This is a genomic window from Paenibacillus sp. WG02 (genome assembly GCF_055396115.1).
Map to the genome: position 1 here is coordinate 1,230,501 of NZ_AP036016.1, position 15,700 is coordinate 1,246,200.

15 protein-coding genes and 1 riboswitch are annotated in these 15,700 nt (G+C 47.3%); of the genes, 12 read left to right on the plus strand and 3 right to left on the minus strand.

The features are described 5' to 3' along the window. Positions 1-65: 65 nt before the first annotated feature. Positions 66-1,466, plus strand: coding sequence for an aminomethyl-transferring glycine dehydrogenase subunit GcvPA (gene gcvPA / locus ACBP55_RS05885; protein WP_464650463.1), 1,401 nt, complete (start codon positions 66-68; stop codon positions 1,464-1,466). Between the two features lie 28 nt (positions 1,467-1,494). Continuing rightward, positions 1,495-3,054 carry an aminomethyl-transferring glycine dehydrogenase subunit GcvPB gene (gene gcvPB, locus ACBP55_RS05890; RefSeq protein ID WP_464650465.1) on the plus strand — a complete coding sequence of 520 codons (1,560 nt, stop codon included), beginning with the start codon at positions 1,495-1,497 and terminating at the stop codon, positions 3,052-3,054. Positions 3,055-3,259: 205 nt separating this feature from the next. On the opposite strand, the gene ACBP55_RS05895 is transcribed toward gcvPB, so the two are convergent. Continuing rightward, positions 3,260-3,691, minus strand: a complete 432-nt coding sequence (locus ACBP55_RS05895) for an EVE domain-containing protein (RefSeq protein WP_464650467.1) — start codon at positions 3,689-3,691, stop codon at positions 3,260-3,262. A gap of 306 nt (positions 3,692-3,997) precedes the next feature. Between ACBP55_RS05895 and ACBP55_RS05900 the strand changes: the two genes are divergently transcribed. Together ACBP55_RS05900 and ACBP55_RS05905 are read left to right on the plus strand one after the other, a co-directional pair. Next, positions 3,998-4,981, plus strand: a complete 984-nt coding sequence (locus ACBP55_RS05900) for a helix-turn-helix transcriptional regulator (protein ID WP_464650469.1) — start codon at positions 3,998-4,000, stop codon at positions 4,979-4,981. 107 nt (positions 4,982-5,088) lie between these two features. Continuing rightward, positions 5,089-5,697, plus strand: a complete 609-nt coding sequence (locus tag ACBP55_RS05905) for an SET domain-containing protein (RefSeq protein ID WP_268616433.1) — start codon at positions 5,089-5,091, stop codon at positions 5,695-5,697. On the opposite strand, the gene ACBP55_RS05910 is transcribed toward ACBP55_RS05905, so the two are convergent. Continuing rightward, positions 5,661-7,802 carry an ATP-binding cassette domain-containing protein gene (locus ACBP55_RS05910; RefSeq protein ID WP_464650472.1) on the minus strand — a complete coding sequence of 714 codons (2,142 nt, stop codon included), beginning with the start codon at positions 7,800-7,802 and terminating at the stop codon, positions 5,661-5,663. The genes ACBP55_RS05905 and ACBP55_RS05910 overlap by 37 nt on opposite strands. A gap of 164 nt (positions 7,803-7,966) precedes the next feature. Here ACBP55_RS05910 and ACBP55_RS05915 point away from each other — a divergent pair, with 164 nt between their 5' ends. From ACBP55_RS05915 to ACBP55_RS05925, 3 genes are all read left to right on the plus strand, one after another. Further along, positions 7,967-8,680, plus strand: coding sequence for an ABC transporter ATP-binding protein (locus ACBP55_RS05915; RefSeq protein ID WP_464650474.1), 714 nt, complete (start codon positions 7,967-7,969; stop codon positions 8,678-8,680). Positions 8,681-8,694: 14 nt separating this feature from the next. Next, the gene (locus ACBP55_RS05920) at positions 8,695-9,915 is read left to right on the plus strand and encodes an ABC transporter permease (protein ID WP_464650475.1); all 1,221 of its coding nucleotides are present in this window, start codon (positions 8,695-8,697) and stop codon (positions 9,913-9,915) included. A 93-nt stretch (positions 9,916-10,008) separates the two neighbouring features. Continuing rightward, positions 10,009-10,138: riboswitch (SAM riboswitch) on the plus strand. Positions 10,139-10,239: 101 nt separating this feature from the next. Next, positions 10,240-10,815 carry a hypothetical protein gene (locus ACBP55_RS05925; RefSeq protein WP_464650477.1) on the plus strand — a complete coding sequence of 192 codons (576 nt, stop codon included), beginning with the start codon at positions 10,240-10,242 and terminating at the stop codon, positions 10,813-10,815. 183 nt (positions 10,816-10,998) lie between these two features. Here ACBP55_RS05925 and ACBP55_RS05930 read toward each other — a convergent pair whose 3' ends face one another. Continuing rightward, entirely contained in the window at positions 10,999-11,877 is an 879-nt protein-coding gene (locus ACBP55_RS05930; RefSeq protein ID WP_464650479.1) for a sigma-70 family RNA polymerase sigma factor, read from the minus strand. A 222-nt stretch (positions 11,878-12,099) separates the two neighbouring features. On the opposite strand from ACBP55_RS05930, the gene ACBP55_RS05935 reads away from it, so the two are divergent. The 5 genes from ACBP55_RS05935 to ACBP55_RS05955 all read left to right on the plus strand — a co-directional run bounded on the left by ACBP55_RS05935 (position 12,100) and on the right by ACBP55_RS05955 (position 15,674). Then, positions 12,100-12,534, plus strand: a complete 435-nt coding sequence (locus tag ACBP55_RS05935; protein WP_307720068.1) for a VOC family protein — start codon at positions 12,100-12,102, stop codon at positions 12,532-12,534. A gap of 93 nt (positions 12,535-12,627) precedes the next feature. Beyond that, on the plus strand, positions 12,628-12,996 hold the full coding sequence (locus tag ACBP55_RS05940) for a DoxX family protein (protein ID WP_464650482.1): 369 nt from the start codon (positions 12,628-12,630) through the stop codon (positions 12,994-12,996). A gap of 245 nt (positions 12,997-13,241) precedes the next feature. Then, positions 13,242-13,679 carry a YybH family protein gene (locus ACBP55_RS05945; protein WP_464650483.1) on the plus strand — a complete coding sequence of 146 codons (438 nt, stop codon included), beginning with the start codon at positions 13,242-13,244 and terminating at the stop codon, positions 13,677-13,679. Positions 13,680-14,091: 412 nt separating this feature from the next. After that, entirely contained in the window at positions 14,092-14,442 is a 351-nt protein-coding gene (locus ACBP55_RS05950; protein ID WP_171642403.1) for a YciI family protein, read from the plus strand. After that, positions 14,439-15,674, plus strand: a complete 1,236-nt coding sequence (locus ACBP55_RS05955; protein ID WP_464650485.1) for an RNA polymerase sigma factor — start codon at positions 14,439-14,441, stop codon at positions 15,672-15,674. Before ACBP55_RS05950 ends, ACBP55_RS05955 begins: the two co-directional genes overlap by 4 nt. Positions 15,675-15,700: the final 26 nt, after the last annotated feature.

The window sequence follows — 15,700 nt, forward strand, 5'->3', positions numbered from 1 at the left end:
ACGTCCAGCTTCCGCTTGGTAGTAAGAATCTATGAGTTAGAAAACGACGAATGGAGGCGTTACCTTTGCCTAATAACAGAAATTATGCCCATCCTTATATACCGAATACCGTGCCTGAGGTTCGTGATGCGATGCTGAAGGAAATCGGCCTGACCTCGATGGATCAGCTTCATGACGCCATTCCAGATAGCTTGAAGCTGAATCGGGAGATGAACCTCCCGCCAGCCATGACGGAATATGAGCTGCGCCGTCATATAGATGGATTGCTCGCCAAGAACAAACACGGCTCCGCTTATCTGAATTTCCTCGGAGCGGGCTGCTGGCAGCATTTTATTCCGGCTGTCTGTGACGAAATCAATCAGCGTTCCGAGTTCGTTACGGCATATGCCGGTGAACCTTATGAAGATCACGGACGATTCCAAACCCTTTTCGAGTACCAAAGTTTAATGGCTGAGTTGGTTGATATGGACGTCGTTAATGTCCCTACCTTTGACTGGGCACAAGCGGCTTCAACAGCGATTCGAATGGCGGGCCGCATTACCGGCCGCAGTGTTGCACTGCTTCCAAAGTCAGTCGATCCCGACAAAGTCATGATCATTACCAACTACTGCACACCCGTGATGGAGCTGCGTTTTGTTGAAATTGATGAGGCAACCGGCAAAATGGACTTGAATGATTTGCGCAGCAAGCTATCCAACGAAATAGCTGCGGTATACTTCGAGAATCCTGGTTACCTCGGGATCATCGAAGACCAAGGACAAGAAATCTCGGAGCTTGCTCATTCCGTGAATGCCATCTCCATCGTTGGCGTGGACCCAATCTCACTTGGCGTTCTTCAGCCTCCGAGCCAATATGGCGCAGATATCGTCTGTGGAGATTTGCAGCCGCTGGGGATGCATATGAACTACGGCGGCGGGCAAGCCGGATTTATCGCGACGCGCGATGAAGAGACCTATGTCATGGAATATCCTTCACGGTTGTTCGGCATCGTGCCGACGGAGGTAGAAGGCGAATATGGCTTCGGCGATGTAGCTTATGAGCGCACATCCTTCGCGCTTCGTGAGAAAGGGAAGGAGTCCGTCGGTACCCAGACCGCATTATGGGGCATAACAGCAGGTGTCTACTTATCTTTACTTGGGCCAACTGGTATGCAGGAGGTCGGCGAGACCATCATGCAGAAGTCGCAGTACGCGGCTAAGAAACTCTCCGCTATTCCGGGCATTTCCCTTAGGTTCGCAGAAACAGCTTTCTTCAAGGAGTTTGTTGTTGATTTCAACGATACAGGCCTAACGGTAGCTGAAATTAATGCGCAACTGTCAGAAGCAGGAATATTCGGAGGCAAAGATTTGTCCGGTTCTTTCCCGGCTTGGGGACAATGTGCCCTCTATTGCGTTACTGAAATTCATTCGCAGGCTGATCTAGATCGTCTGGCAGATACCATTCAAACCATTGTTCGCAAACCGTGATCGACATATATAGAGAGGACGGAACGCCATGAAACGAATTCGCAGAGACCATAAAGTCCGTAATTTTCATCAAGCCAAATGGGATGAGCCGGTTATATTTGAGCTTCACCGTCAGGGTGAGCGAGGGGTCATTCCGCCAGGAACGGAGGCTGGCATTGCAGATGAAGTGGGAGATGGTATTGGACGAATACCTTCTTCTATGAAGCGAAAATCAGCGCCGGCTTTACCCGAAATAGGCCAAGCAAAGGTGCTTAGGCATTATCTACGCCTATCCCAAGAGACACTTGGCTCCGATTTGAATGTCGAGATCGGACAAGGCACATGTACGATGAAGTATATTCCGCGCATCAACGAAATGCTTATCCGCACACCCCATATGATGGAGCTCCATCCTCTACAGGAAGCTGATTCCGTGCAGGGTATGCTGGAGATTTTCTATAAACTGGACCTTGCGATGCGTGAGATCAGCGGAATGGATGCCTTCTCGTTCCAACCGAGCAGCGGCACACAAGCCTTGCTAGCGATGGCTTCCATCGTTCGCGCTTATCATGATTCGCGGGGTGAGGGGGATCAGCGGGATGAGATCATTACGACGATTTTCTCCCACCCCTCCCAAGCGGCGACAGCTGCAGTTAAGGGCTACAAAATCATCACGCTGCATCCTGATGAAGATGGCTTCCCAGACATAGAGAAGCTGAAGAGTGTCATCTCCGAGCGAACAGCTGGTTTTGTCGTTGCGAACCCGGAGGATACGGGCATCTATAACCACCGAATCCGCGAGTTTACCGACCTTGTCCACGAAGCAGGCGGAGTCTGCTTCTACGATCAGGCCAACGCAAACGGCTTGCTTGGCATCACGCGAGCGAAGGAAGCGGGCTTCGATATGTGCTTCTTCAATCTGCATAAGACATTTGCGGCTCCTCATATGTGCGGTGGTCCAGCAACGGGTGCACTTGGTGTAAGCGAGGAATTGAAACGCTTCTTGCCTGGACCGCTTGTGGATTACGACGGAAGCCGTTATGTTTTGACGAATCAGACGGCAGACAGCATTGGCAAAGTACGGAGCTTCCACGGGGTTGCACAGACGGTCCTGCGTTCTTACGCTTGGATCATGAGCCTCGGTCCGGATGGGCTGAAGGATGTCGCCCAAATTGCGGTTCTGAACAACAATTATCTGTATCATAAAATCCTGCAAATCCGCGGAGCGAGCGCACCTTATATCAAAGGACGCCGCCTCGAGCAGGTTCGCTACAGCTGGAAGCAGCTTACCGATGAGACAGGTGTCACGACAGAGGATATCACTCGCCGCATGTGTGATTTCGGCCTGCACTACTGGACGTCCCATCACCCATATATCGTGAAGCAGCCGTTTACCTTGGAACCGACAGAGTCGTATTCCAAAGAGGATCTGGACGAATACATCCATGCGCTGGAGCATATTTCGAATGAAGCCTACACACAGCCGGATATTGTGCGGTCAGCTCCGCATAACAGTACTGTTCACCGGAACGACGAGTCGTCTCTAGACGATCCGAAGCAATGGTGCATTACTTGGCGGGCGTATTTGAAAAAGACTCAACCGGTATAAATAGCTCTTTCGTTTTCATCTTGCTATCCTAAATAATTATTTTTGAACAGAGAAGGCTCCTTGAGGGGCCTTTTTTGTTTGCAAGTAACGGAACAGTCCATTAGCCAAACGGACGTGAGGGACAAACTCTAAAAACAAAAAGTGGAATCCTTTATTTTAATAAGGGATCCCACTTTATTCATTTACGAATTCAATTGTAGAAAACTCATTGCTTTCTCATAGCCTCTGAAATAATTGTGAAATCCATTAGATCAATTTCAAAGTGTCCCATGCGAAATCGATATCCCCAATTTCGGTTTCCCTTGGTGAAACTCATTCTGTTCAAGAGGGAATGGACGGGAGCCTCCGTACACTCAAAATAATCTATGTTACGTCGAAATGGAATGAAGGTTTCACTCATAGGATACTCGTACACTTCGTCATCTCTCACTCTTCCAATTGCTGTGAATGCCTGTAAAGGTTCACCGCCGTTTAAATCCGTTTTTGGGGAGTAATAGATTAGCCAATCTCCCTGTCTCATTCGCTTTAAGGGAGAGGATTTTCCGTGACACAATTGTGCAAACCCGCCTTCTACTCCTCTCATGACGTGCGATTTAGAGACAACTCCGATCCAATAACGAAGATTATTATTTTCCATATAATTCACACAGCCTCGAGTTCAATTTTTCGTCCCATTCTTTCCATGTGTCGATGTTGCTGTAAAGACCCCAGGTGGTTTCCGCCTTCGCATAGGTTGTAACGCTGTGTTCAAATTTCCACAATTTAATGCTCCTCTTTTTATGATTAGTCTGCTGTAAATTCTTGGATGTCGGTCCCAATCTTGATTGTCATGAGAAATTTCTCCTTTTCTGATGTAGGATTCTCCTACTTGAAGTGAGAATATGTTCATTATAACAACCTGCTCTTGACAACATATTGTCAGGAGCAGAACGGAGGATTTTTCATGACACGTTCAGATCGTATGCTAGCGATTCTTCTGGAACTACAGAGAAAAGGGGTAGTACGTGCCGAAGATTTGGCAAGACGCTTCGAAATGAGCATCCGTACGGTGTACCGTGATATGGAGGCCCTCTCGATATCAGGCATACCACTCCGCTCAACACCAGGTATTGGGTATGAGCTCATGGAAGGGTTCTTTCTACCACCGATTCAATTTACGGCTCTAGAGGCGTCCATGCTGTTACTCGGGAGCGACTATGTTGCTGCTACTTTTGACAGCACATATGCTGAAGTTTCGCATACAGCACAAGAGAAAATAGAGGCAATTATGCCTGAAAAGCAACGGATACAGGTTCAACAGCTGCGTGACAGTATTCATCTTCTGAACTTGGACGAAGCTTTTCATGCCCCGAACATCACGGAATCCTATCAAGAAATATTAGGGCTTGTACGCAGAGCCGTTTTGGAACAACGTGAGCTCTCTTTTACGTATAGAAGCCGCCGATCTTCCCCTTATGTATCCGAAGAACCCTCGTGTACACGAAACGCTCATCCTTACGGACTCATTCATTTGAGAGGAATCTGGTACTTCGTGGGTCATTGCACCATGCGCAATGAACTGCGTCAATTTCGTTTGGAACGTATGGAGTCTGTTGCTCTGTTAACAAGCACCTTTGAGCGTCCCTCCGAATTTCGGATGAGTGAGTATGAGCCAGAACAAAACTTTCTTGTAGAAGTGACCGTATCGTTCGCAAAAGAGGCAGCTTCTTGGGTTCGAGAAAATCCCTCTTTCTATTTAACAAATTTGGAGGAACGAGAGGACGATGTCCTTGCGACGCTGCATTGTCGAAATGAACAAGATATTCTGCAATGGGTACTCAGTTGGGGGCGGTACGCACGCGTGTTACAGCCACAATCGTTACGCGAGAGCATCAAAGATCACGCAGCGTTCCTTGTCGATGCTTATCGGGAACCGGAACCTTCTTGAAATCTTTGAATCATGAATTTCTTGGGAAAAGCAGGAATCGACAAACCAATCGATAATATAATATAAAAAGACAAATTTCGCCGATTTTCGGTAAGGAGAGTACAAACATGATGCATCCGCATACGGAATTGCGATACATTGATGACAAGATCGGTTTCGGGGTTTTCGCTACCAGGCTTATTCCCAAAGGGACGATTACTTGGGCACTCGATGATTTGGATCAAATTCTGGAGCCAGAAGCGGTTCAGGCGCTCGAGGAAGATAGGAAGAAGCTAGTTCTAAAGTACTCCTATCGCAATCAGGATGGGAAGTACATCCTTTGCTGGGACAATGGCCGTTATGTGAATCACAGCTTCCATGCCAACTGTATTGGAACGGCGTACGAGATTGAAATCGCGGTCCGTGATATTCACCCTGGGGAGCAGCTAACCGATGATTACGGCTCGCTGAATGTGGATGAACCGTTTGAATGCTTCCCGGAGGAAGGAACCGATCGAACGCGAGTGATGCCCGGCGATTTGCAGCAATACGCTGATGTGTGGGATGCTCAGGCGTTAGACGCTTTCCAGCATTACTATGAGGTCGTACAGCCACTGGCGCATCTCATTCGCCCGGAATTTCAAAATAAAGTAGAAATCGCTGCTAAAGAGCAGCGATTGGTGGATTCCATTCGGGCCATTCATTTTGACCGTGATTCCAAGAATGTTGTCAAATGAGGAGCACGCTTCATTAAGTCTTGGAAAAATTCGCGCTGCAGCGTGATAAAGACGACCGGTGTTAGAGTGTGAATTGTTGCCGTTCGGGGAATGTTGCGAAGTAACGCCACTTCCCCAAAGAAATCGCCGTCGGACAGCACGGCAAGCCGATCATTGGTTCCGGTGCTGTTCTTTTTCAACACTTCGACCTTGCCCCTTACAATAATGTAAAACTTATCCCCCAGATCACCTTCGTGGATGATCGTCCGCTCTTTGGCATAGGATTCCGTCACGAAAAAGTGGGAGATGTCCCGTAATAACGATTCATCCATTTCTGAAAAAATCGGAAATAGCTTCAGACGCCCCGAACTAACCTCTACATGATAGCCGTCCTCGCTAATGTCGAAGCCAGTCTGCTTCGTCCACGATTGCTTATAACGTCCTTCCGGCAGCTTGAGTAATTCCTGGTGACTGCCTTGTTCGGCAATTTCGCCTTGATTCAGCACATAGATACAATCAGCATGCTCAGCCGAAGCGAGTCGGTGGGTCACGGATATGACGGTTCTATTGGCCGTTATTTGTTGTAACGTCTTGTTGATGGCTGCTTCTGTGGACGGGTCAAGCGCCGAGGTTGCTTCATCCAGGATAAGAATGGCCGGGTTGCGAATAATGGCACGGGCGATCGCGACGCGCTGCCGCTGACCACCGGACAGACGTCCACCACGTTCGCCGACATCCGTATCGTACCCATCTGGAAGGCTCATGATGAAATCGTGGATTTCGGCTAAGCGAGCTGCCTCCATCACTTCCTCGTCGCTAGCTTCAGGTTTGCCGAGACGAATATTTTCACGTATCGAGGATCGGAAGAGGAAGCTTTCCTGAAACACGATGCCGATTTGAGAACGGAGCGATGGCAGCGCGATTTCACGGATGTCAGTTCCGTCGTAGCGCACGGAGCCCATTTGCGGATCATAGAAGCGCATCAGCAAGTTAATGATCGTGCTTTTACCGGAGCCGCTGGCTCCAACAAATGCAGCAAAGGTGCCTTTGGGAATCGTCAGGCTGATGCCGTTCAAACTACGCTGCTCCGGGCTATAAGCGAACGTGACGTTGCGAAATTCAATGTCGCGTTCAAAATGTGGCAACAGATCGGCTTGTTCGTTGCTTGGAACGCTCGGCTGCTCATCGAGCAGCTCACGGACTCGCTGCATACCGGATGTCGCTTCAATAAATTGAGGGGCAAGCCATGTTATAGCCGCAACCAGGTAGCTCAGGCTCAGTAGAATCGCGCTGAAGGCGAGCAGCGAACCAATAGAGAGAATGCCGTAGTAAGCTAACATCGATCCAACGCAAATCGTCATCAAGTTCAAAATCATCGTGCCCAAATTGGTCGTACGGTCGATCAGGAAATTTAAGAAGCTGGATCGGGTGGATAACTTCCCGTATTGCAGCATACGATCGGCAAAGCGCCCAATCATTAACGGCTGAAGCCCGAACGCTTTAATGACCGGTTGTGCGCTCACATTTTCCTGAACGGCAGTGGCGATGCTGGCCTGCTCTTCTTTTAACTGATAACTGGCATCGTAAGCCTTCTGACCGAATAATTTCGGTCCAATCAGACAGAGCGGCAATCCAATCACTGCAAGCAGCGCAAGCTGCCATTGCAGGACGAATAGCACCGCTACGTTCAAAATAAGCCCTAGAATGGATAAAAGCGCATAGGGGATCAGCTTGATAAACGTATCGATGGAAATGAGATCATTATTGAACCTAGACACGATGTCGCCACCGCTCATTCGATGGAAGAAGTCGGTAGATAGGCTCTGCAGCTTCTCAAAGAGCTGCTTATAGTAATTCGTCACGATGCGGGAACCGAGACCTGCAAACATGCGATCGCGGTACATGCCCACCACGACTGAAGCAAGAGCGCCGGAAATCATCAAGGACAGAATGAGCAGAAGCAGGTTATACTGCTGCGGAACGATGGCCAAATCAATTATGAATTTATAGCTGAGCGGCATGAACGTTTCGAAGGCCAGCTCTACCAAGAGAGCAGCAAGCAGAAGAGCAGTCTGCAGTTTGTACTGAAGGAAAGAGGAACAGAGCAGACGGACAAAGGAAAACATGAATAACCTCCCAGGACTAAAGAACCATTTCCTTTATTTTAACATCAGGTTTGGATTTGGTGTATAGCCCCGATATTCATATTCCGTAAATCAATCCAATATATGATATTGGAAATGTGTAGATCCGTGATATATGATGGGGATAGAAGGGATCGTGACCGAGAATGTCAGAAGAACGTTTAGCTGTATTAGAAGTGCATATCGATCAGGCTGGTTATGATGAGGTTCCAGATATTGTTAAAAATGTTCACTTTGATGTTCGACAAGGTGAACTGGTGGGGCTATTAGGTCCAAATGGAGCTGGGAAGAGTACGACGATTAAGAGCATCCTTGGATTATTGAAGGATTTTAAGGGTAAAATCTCCTTTATGGGTGAACGAAAAAGCTATGGTTACATTCCGGAGCATCCAATCCTGTATGATGAGTTGACATTATGGGAGCATATGGAATTTGCTGCTTCCGTCTACGATCTGGATCGAACGGTGTTCCTAGAGCGTGCAGACGATCTCTTGCATCGGTTTCGACTGCTGGACGAGAAGCATCAATTGCCCGGAAAATTTTCCAAAGGGATGCAGCAGAAAATTATGCTCATCCTCGGCTTTTTGAATAAACCAGATGTGTATATTGTGGACGAGCCTTTCATTGGATTGGATCCGAAAGCGATCAAAGATTTCCTAGGGATGTTGGATGAGGAACGCAAGCGCGGTGCAGGCATTCTGATGAGTACCCATGTGTTAGATACAGCAGAGCGGATTTGCAGTTCGTTTGTACTTCTTTCAGGTGGCAGATTGGTAGCAAATGGAACACTGCAGGACATTCAGCAGCAATGCGGCATGCCTGACGCGCCATTGTTCGACTGCTTCCATTCGTTACTATGAAGGGGGACCATGGGTTGAAGAGTAGTTTTCAAGTTTTCACACGAAGAGTGCGCTCGGATTGGCATTTCCAGTATCGGGCTTTGCGAATGGCTGTGGATTGGGTCATTGCGATTTATTTTGTCATTCCACTGATGATTGTGGCTGGCTATCAATATTACTCCTGGTGGGCGACTCAGCCATCTTGGTTTAGTTGGATATCGATGTTTATGATTACGGCGGTCTTCTATGTGTTCACATGGCTGGGAACCATTCGATACTTTGTTGAAGAGGGGGACCAGCTTTTCCTCCGACAGAACCAGAAATGGTTTCGGCATCTCATGCTCCTTGGCTATAGATACTCTCTAGTGTTGCAAGGAATCACGACGTTAATATTGATGCTCGTATTTCTTCCATTATTAGTTCAAACGTATTCCTATAGCGTGTTGCAAGTTATTTGTTTATGGTTGCTTACCTATTTGCTGAAAATTAACCTAGGCTTGCTTCGCCAATTGCTTGCACTTCGTGTATATGGCATTGTGTTTTGGTTGCTGCGGATTGTGATTTTTGTCGGACTTTTCTTCTTGTATCAAGTGTTAGTTACAGAGGTAAGTCATAACACTTCCTATAGTTGGGCGGCAATTCTTCTTTTTCTAGTGCTGGTTGTTTTCTTAAGCCGAATACGGCTGCAAGAGAAAGGCGCTTTCTTCGCTGATATCGCTAGAGAAAGAGATTCACGGATGCGCATTGTCTCCCTGATGTTAATTCGTGTTGTTGAGCGGAAAAGAAAACCGACACGGAAGTATCCCCTTTTATTCGGGAAATCGCAGCGCTTGTTCAAAGGGAAAGGTGCCGGCAACGGAATCGCTGATTTATTAACGAAATCCTTTTTTAGAAATGGTACACAGTGGAAACAAACGATACAGTTCGTTGCTGTGATCGGTGGAGCTATGTTTATTTTGCCGGGTGCCCTTAAAATTACGATCTGGATCCTTGCTGCATGCCTATTGGTATTTTGGAGAAAATCTTTCTGTAAGGATGAATTGACAGCTCCGTTTCTGACTCTGTTTCCTATACAGGACACAACGAAACATCAAGCTCTACAATCTGCAATTCCTATCCTTGTATTGCCGGCGCTGATCTTAATCAGCCTATGCATGGGGATCTCTTTCTTCACTTGGTGGGGACCAGTACTGATGGTCGGAGCAGCATTTCCGTTAGCCTATGGGACTTCTTCTGTATTTACAAGTTGGTATTGAGTAGGCAAATTGGGCTGATTGATCAGGGAGTGTTAAATCCCTTGACATCGGAGAACTTTATAGTAATATAGAAATAATTGAATATGTTGAATTTTCTTATCAAGAGCAGGTGGAGGGACTAGCCCGATGAAACCCGGCAACCGACAAACCCTTGTTAAACAAGGAATGCACGGTGCTAATTCTTGCGGAAACGCTGATCTTAAGCGAATCTGGGAGATAAGAGTGAGGATATGACTTTGAATTTTTATGACCTTTCTCTAATTCCAGGGAAGGTCATTTTTGTTTGCATTAACAAACAAAACTAGTGTAATAGGAGGGAACAGGATGGCGATCACGATACCTGACAATCTGCCAGCCAAAGAGATTTTAAACCAAGGGATCACTTTTACGATGAATGAGACAATCGAGTATCACCAGGATACTCGTACCCTTCGTAGTTCTTCGTTAAATTTGAAAAATTCGGTTATAGATCTTTCGTTTGAAAGTTTGAAGCATTGTAAGATTACCCAAATAGAATGTTTTCGATTTGACAGTGAGCTTACAGAAAAGCTCTTATTTGAACACAGCACAGCTTATGTCTGTGGGCTAATTGCTCTCTCTACAAAGACGGGAGCATGTGGGTTAAGGGGATTTGCGATCCCTTGTAAAAGCATGAAGTGTGATACGGTTTTGTGGGCTGCTCCTTTTCAGCGAATAAAAGGTCTGACCTTGGTTGAGAGCTTGAACTACGTTAGACAAAAACAAGAGGCATGGGGACCCGTGAGATCCGAATTAATTGAGTCTGCATTAATGGATCTAAATGGAAAACTTGGACGGGCATCAAAAAACAACAAGGATCAAAGATACATCTGGGATCAAGCATACTTATTTGACCATACGCAAGCGTACGTCTTTTTCTAAAAAATTTCGACAAATCAGGTGAAGACTTGGAAGCTGGTACCATTCTCGTTGGACAACAATTGTTGAGAGTCATAAATAATAGACCGCGAAAATCGCGGTCTATTACCGGTATAACATCTTGCGGAAGTGCCATAACAAGAATCTGTACCTATTGACGGGTCATCATATAAAGTTGTACACCCATCAATCCTTCATTTCTGCTAAGTCGAGCTGGCGAACGCGCGCTTGATCGGCAATCATGTCGATCTCGGTGATCTTGCCATCCACAATTTTGAGTTCGAGTACGAAAAGCATTTGACCGCGAGGAGCAACAACCACGCCTACAGATCCGTTCACGAGCACCAGCCGTGCACCCTGGGCGCGACCAGCGAAGCCCTTGGCCACAGCTTCCGCACCGTGAACAAGTGGCCATGCTGCGACCGGTGGAAATGCAGGATCGTTTCGGAGCACGACATCGGGGTCTAATACCGCAAGAAGCTTCTCAAAATCTCCTGAGCGCGACGCAGCTAGGAAAGCATCTACAAGCTCCCGTTTTCGCTTGAACTCCTCCGAATCCGCTGTCGCTTTTGCTCCCTGTACCCGACGGCGTGCACGGCTCGCAAGTTGTCTGGCTGCAACCTCGTTACGCCCTATAATCGGGGCGATCTCCGAGTAAGATAAGGCGAAAATATCGTGCAATACGAATGAGATGCGTTCGGCGGGATTCAAATTTCCAAGGACCATCAGCATCGCAAGACCAACAGAGTCGGCCAACAATGTTTCGTGCTCAGGATTGCTTTCGTCCTGACGGCTATTAACCGGTTCAGGTACATTCACCAGCGTAAGTTCCTCACGCCGCGATTTACGAGTTCGCAGCATATCCAGACACACCCTAGAGACGATCGTTGTCAGCCATCCCCCCATATTCTCGACATCTCTAGTATCGGTGCGGCTAAGACGAATCCATGACTCCTGTACAGCATCATCCGCTTCGCTTGAAGATCCGAGCATCCGGTAAGCCACCGTTTGCAGATGATTTCGATGCGCCTCGAATTGTCCCACAAGCCAATCATGATCGTTCATACATCACATTCCTTCCTTCGGTTCCTTTTTACTTATATGTCGTACGAAACTGGGCAAACGTGACAACGGAGATGTACGAAATCTGCATTTTCTTATCCTAAAAAAAATTTCACCGTATCCGTCACGTTTCCTTGCTGACTTACGACATAGTAAGTGACAAGGGAAAACTGATCATACGAAGAATACCGAGGGTTTCCCGGAAAGAACATTTAAACTAAGGAGATGATTGTTGTGAGTACTTGTTTGATCCCTTTTCTTGAAATGAACGGAAGTGCCCAGGAAGCAATAGATTTTTACGTGAAGGCATTGGATGCCAAGGTCGCCTATATGCTGCGATTCGGTGACATGCCGGAAGATCCCAAAGCTCCACTGCCTCCGGAAAAGAAGGACCAGGTTAATTACGCTATCTTGAAAATCGGCGATTCGGAACTACAGATTACAGATCATATCACTGGAAGCACCTACGAGAAGGGAACACAAATCACCATCGTTGTTCAAACCAACGATAAAGATAAAGCTACCAAATATTTTGAAGCATTGAAGGAAGATGGTCAAGTGAACGATCCGCTTCAAGCTAGTTTCTTCAGCCCCGCTTACGGCAATGTTACGGATAAATTCGGCATCACGTTCCGAATCCTTACAAAAGGTCGCCAGTAATCAATTAGGTGGGAGTGAGTGGGCAGCTCGAAAAGATGTTGGCAGAATGGTAATACGAAATTTATGGTACTTAAAAAAAGGGAGGAAATCCTAATGACTGTATTTTCCATCGTTCTTCAAAGTTTGCTAGTCGTATACTATGCCTTTTCAGGAGGCGCCAAGATCGCAGGGGCCAAATACTGGGTTGATATTTTCAAGAATCTTGGACTACCGCAGTGGTTTCGTGTCGTCACAGGTATCGTCCAGTTAGTCGGAGCAGCATTACTCATCATCGGCTACTGGTATGTAGGGGCGGTCGCATGGGCTGGCATTTGGCTTGGAGTCACTATGTTATTGGCGTGTCTCGCGCATTTCAGGGTCAAAGATCCAATCAGTAAAACAGCAGCGGCCATCGTTTTTACTGCGTTAATCATCATTCTAACCATCATTAATGCAGATGGTCTGATACTTCCTTTATCTTAAGAAAGCATTATCTCTATTGTTTTCAACGACTGGTTTTGTCGGCTGATGGGCCAAAGAACGCCGCCGGCCAAATAATTTGTTGAAGTAACGAGGAACGATAGCGGAGGAGCTTGTATCGTAGCAGCTTCTCTTTTTTTGTTCATTCAAGTAACGGGAGTTTAGTGAAAGTAGGAAAACATGTTGTAGACATAGAAGATAGTAATTGTAATAAATAAATTTATGAGAGTAATAAAGGAGATGAATTCATGAGTTTTGGTTTTAATAAAGTTCAGGACGTTCTGGAAAATTATAAATCTGCAATTTATGAGAAAGATGTTGAGAGATTTGTATCTACATTCGCTTCTGACATACATATTTATGATTGTTGGGAAAACTGGGAGTGCGTCGGCATTTCTCAATGGAAGGAAATAGTGAAAGAATGGTTTAATGGTTTAATCGAGGAAGGTGTTTTACTCAAAACCGATATTGATGATGTAGTAGTTGAAGAAAATTCGAATCTCGCTTTCGTTCATTGTGCTGTTACGTTCGCTGCTTACAACGAATCTAGAGAGAAACTTCGTCAGATGACAAATAGATTCACATTCTGTTTAAGAAAAGAAAATGAATCTTGGACTATAACACATACACATTCATCATTGCCAATAAGTATGGAAACTGGGAAGGGCATTTTTAACTTAAAGTAAGAACCTATCCTATATACAAGTAAAAATATATTATTTTAAAAAGGAAATTGTTAAACTAAACGGAGAACGCTAGTTAAACAATTGAAGGGCTGCCGCGTGGCAGCCCTTTACTCCGCTAACGGGCAGGATAGTCCTAATATATGGTATTATTTTAGCATAATAGGATGACGAAAAATTTATACCAAAGGTGTGCTCCGGAGCCGAAATGATAGCAGGCGAAAGCAGGTCAACTGATTTTCTAATTAACTAATGCCTAGCTCTGCACGATGGATGGATTGGAATTTTTATTCTGAGTTGCGTCATCTGACATTCAAAAAAAAAATTTCTCATGATGTAGAAATTCATCGAACTGGATCGTCATTATAGTGAAGACATGAAACAACGCATTATGAATGTGAGAGGAGCAATAACCATGAATTACACACTGCTAATGTATGAAACGACGGAGGATTTCGCCAAACGAAACGATCCGATTCACAAGGAGGCATATGCCGCAAGCTGGGCCCATTATGTCAAAGCGATGCTCGATTCAGGCATTGTTGTAAACGGTGCAGGTCTCGAGGCCCCCGAAACCGCAACCACGCTTAGCCTCAGGGGGGGTGAATTGCTGGTTCAGGATGGCCCGATCACCGAAACCAAGGAACATCTTGGCGGTTTGATGATCATCGACGTGCCAGATTTGGACACCGCATTGGAATGGGCAGCACGTTGTCCCGGCAGCTCGGTTGAGGTTCGCCCTAACTTGCATCCAGTTTCGTTATGAGCGCCATGCATGCTCATCAACTGATTGAACAGACGGCCCGTGATTCCTACGGCCGTCTGGTTGCTTTTCTGGCTGTGCGCTGGCGTGACCTAGCCTCAGCGGAGGATGCGCTTGCCGACGCTTTCCTGGCCGCGCTGGAATCATGGCCTGCGGCAGGAGTGCCGGATAATCCCGAGGCCTGGCTGCTTACTGCTGCGCAGCGCAGACTGATCGACGGTACCCGGCATGCCCGAGTGCATGCCGGTGCGGAGCAGATTTTGATCGCAATGGCGAAAAATACGCAGCAATGGGCCGAACTCGAAGCGTCTTTTCCGGATGAACGGCTCAAGATGCTGTTTATTTGTGCCCATCCCGAAATTGATCCAGTCGTGCGTACACCGCTCATGCTCCAGTCCGTGCTTGGCCTTGACGCAGCCCGCATTGCTTCTGCCTTCGTTGTTAAGCCTGCAACGATGGGGCAGCGCCTTACCCGCGCGAAAGCAAAACTGAAAAGCGACGACATTATTTTCGATTTGCCCGGAAAGGACGAATGGCCTGAGCGCCTTGAAGCTGTGCTTGAAGCTGTCTATGCAGCCTATGGAAGCGGCTGGGATGATGTGGTCGGCGTAGATCCACGCCGGAAAGGAATGGCCGAAGAAGCGATTTTCATGGGAAGACTGATCTTACGGTTCATGCCGGGGGAACCAGAAGCGCTGGGATTGATGGCGCTTATGCTGCACTGCGAAGCACGCCGCCATGTGCGGCGCAATGAGGCAGGTGACTATGTTCCGATAACTGAACAGGATCATTCTCGTTGGTCAGTCACGATGATCGAGGAAGCGGAGCATTGCCTGCGTGTTGCCGCGCAAGGGAACCGCATTGGGCGGTTCCAGCTTGAAGCGGCGATTCAATCCGTGCACGCCCAGCGTGCCTGGACTGGCCGAACGGAGTGGGAAGCGATCGCGTTGCTATACGAGGGGCTCGTGCGTATCGCGCCAACGATCGGCGCAATCGTCGGCCGGGCGGCAGCCGTTGCTGAGGCGCATGGAGCCGAAATCGGGATGGCGCTGCTGGAAGAAGTACCGGCCGATGCGGTCAAGAGCTATCAACCTTATTGGGCCCTGCGCGCCCATTTGTTCAAGCGGATGCAGAGGTACGAACAAGCCCGTGCCGCTTATAGCCGCGCCATCGGATTGTGCATGGATCCCTCCATTCGTGCGTTTCTGGAGAAACAAGCTGGAGAATGTGAGTAGTCAGGTCTGTCGTCATGGATGTCCAA

Excerpts from the sequence above, each read along its gene's own strand:
- ACBP55_RS05900 (WP_464650469.1), top strand. The coding sequence starts at position 3,998 with ATGACACGTTCAGATCGTATGCTAGCGATTCTTCTGGAACTACAGAGA.
- ACBP55_RS05940 (WP_464650482.1), top strand. The coding sequence starts at position 12,628 with ATGACTGTATTTTCCATCGTTCTTCAAAGTTTGCTAGTCGTATACTAT.
- ACBP55_RS05930 (WP_464650479.1), bottom strand. The coding sequence starts at position 11,877 with ATGAACGATCATGATTGGCTTGTGGGACAATTCGAGGCGCATCGAAAT.
- ACBP55_RS05925 (WP_464650477.1), top strand. The coding sequence starts at position 10,240 with ATGGCGATCACGATACCTGACAATCTGCCAGCCAAAGAGATTTTAAAC.
- ACBP55_RS05945 (WP_464650483.1), top strand. The coding sequence starts at position 13,242 with ATGAGTTTTGGTTTTAATAAAGTTCAGGACGTTCTGGAAAATTATAAA.
- ACBP55_RS05910 (WP_464650472.1), bottom strand. The coding sequence starts at position 7,802 with ATGTTTTCCTTTGTCCGTCTGCTCTGTTCCTCTTTCCTTCAGTACAAA.
- ACBP55_RS05915 (WP_464650474.1), top strand. The coding sequence starts at position 7,967 with ATGTCAGAAGAACGTTTAGCTGTATTAGAAGTGCATATCGATCAGGCT.
- gcvPB (WP_464650465.1), top strand. The coding sequence starts at position 1,495 with ATGAAACGAATTCGCAGAGACCATAAAGTCCGTAATTTTCATCAAGCC.
- ACBP55_RS05905 (WP_268616433.1), top strand. The coding sequence starts at position 5,089 with ATGATGCATCCGCATACGGAATTGCGATACATTGATGACAAGATCGGT.
- ACBP55_RS05950 (WP_171642403.1), top strand. The coding sequence starts at position 14,092 with ATGAATTACACACTGCTAATGTATGAAACGACGGAGGATTTCGCCAAA.
- ACBP55_RS05935 (WP_307720068.1), top strand. The coding sequence starts at position 12,100 with ATGATTGTTGTGAGTACTTGTTTGATCCCTTTTCTTGAAATGAACGGA.
- ACBP55_RS05895 (WP_464650467.1), bottom strand. The coding sequence starts at position 3,691 with ATGGAAAATAATAATCTTCGTTATTGGATCGGAGTTGTCTCTAAATCG.
- ACBP55_RS05955 (WP_464650485.1), top strand. The coding sequence starts at position 14,439 with ATGAGCGCCATGCATGCTCATCAACTGATTGAACAGACGGCCCGTGAT.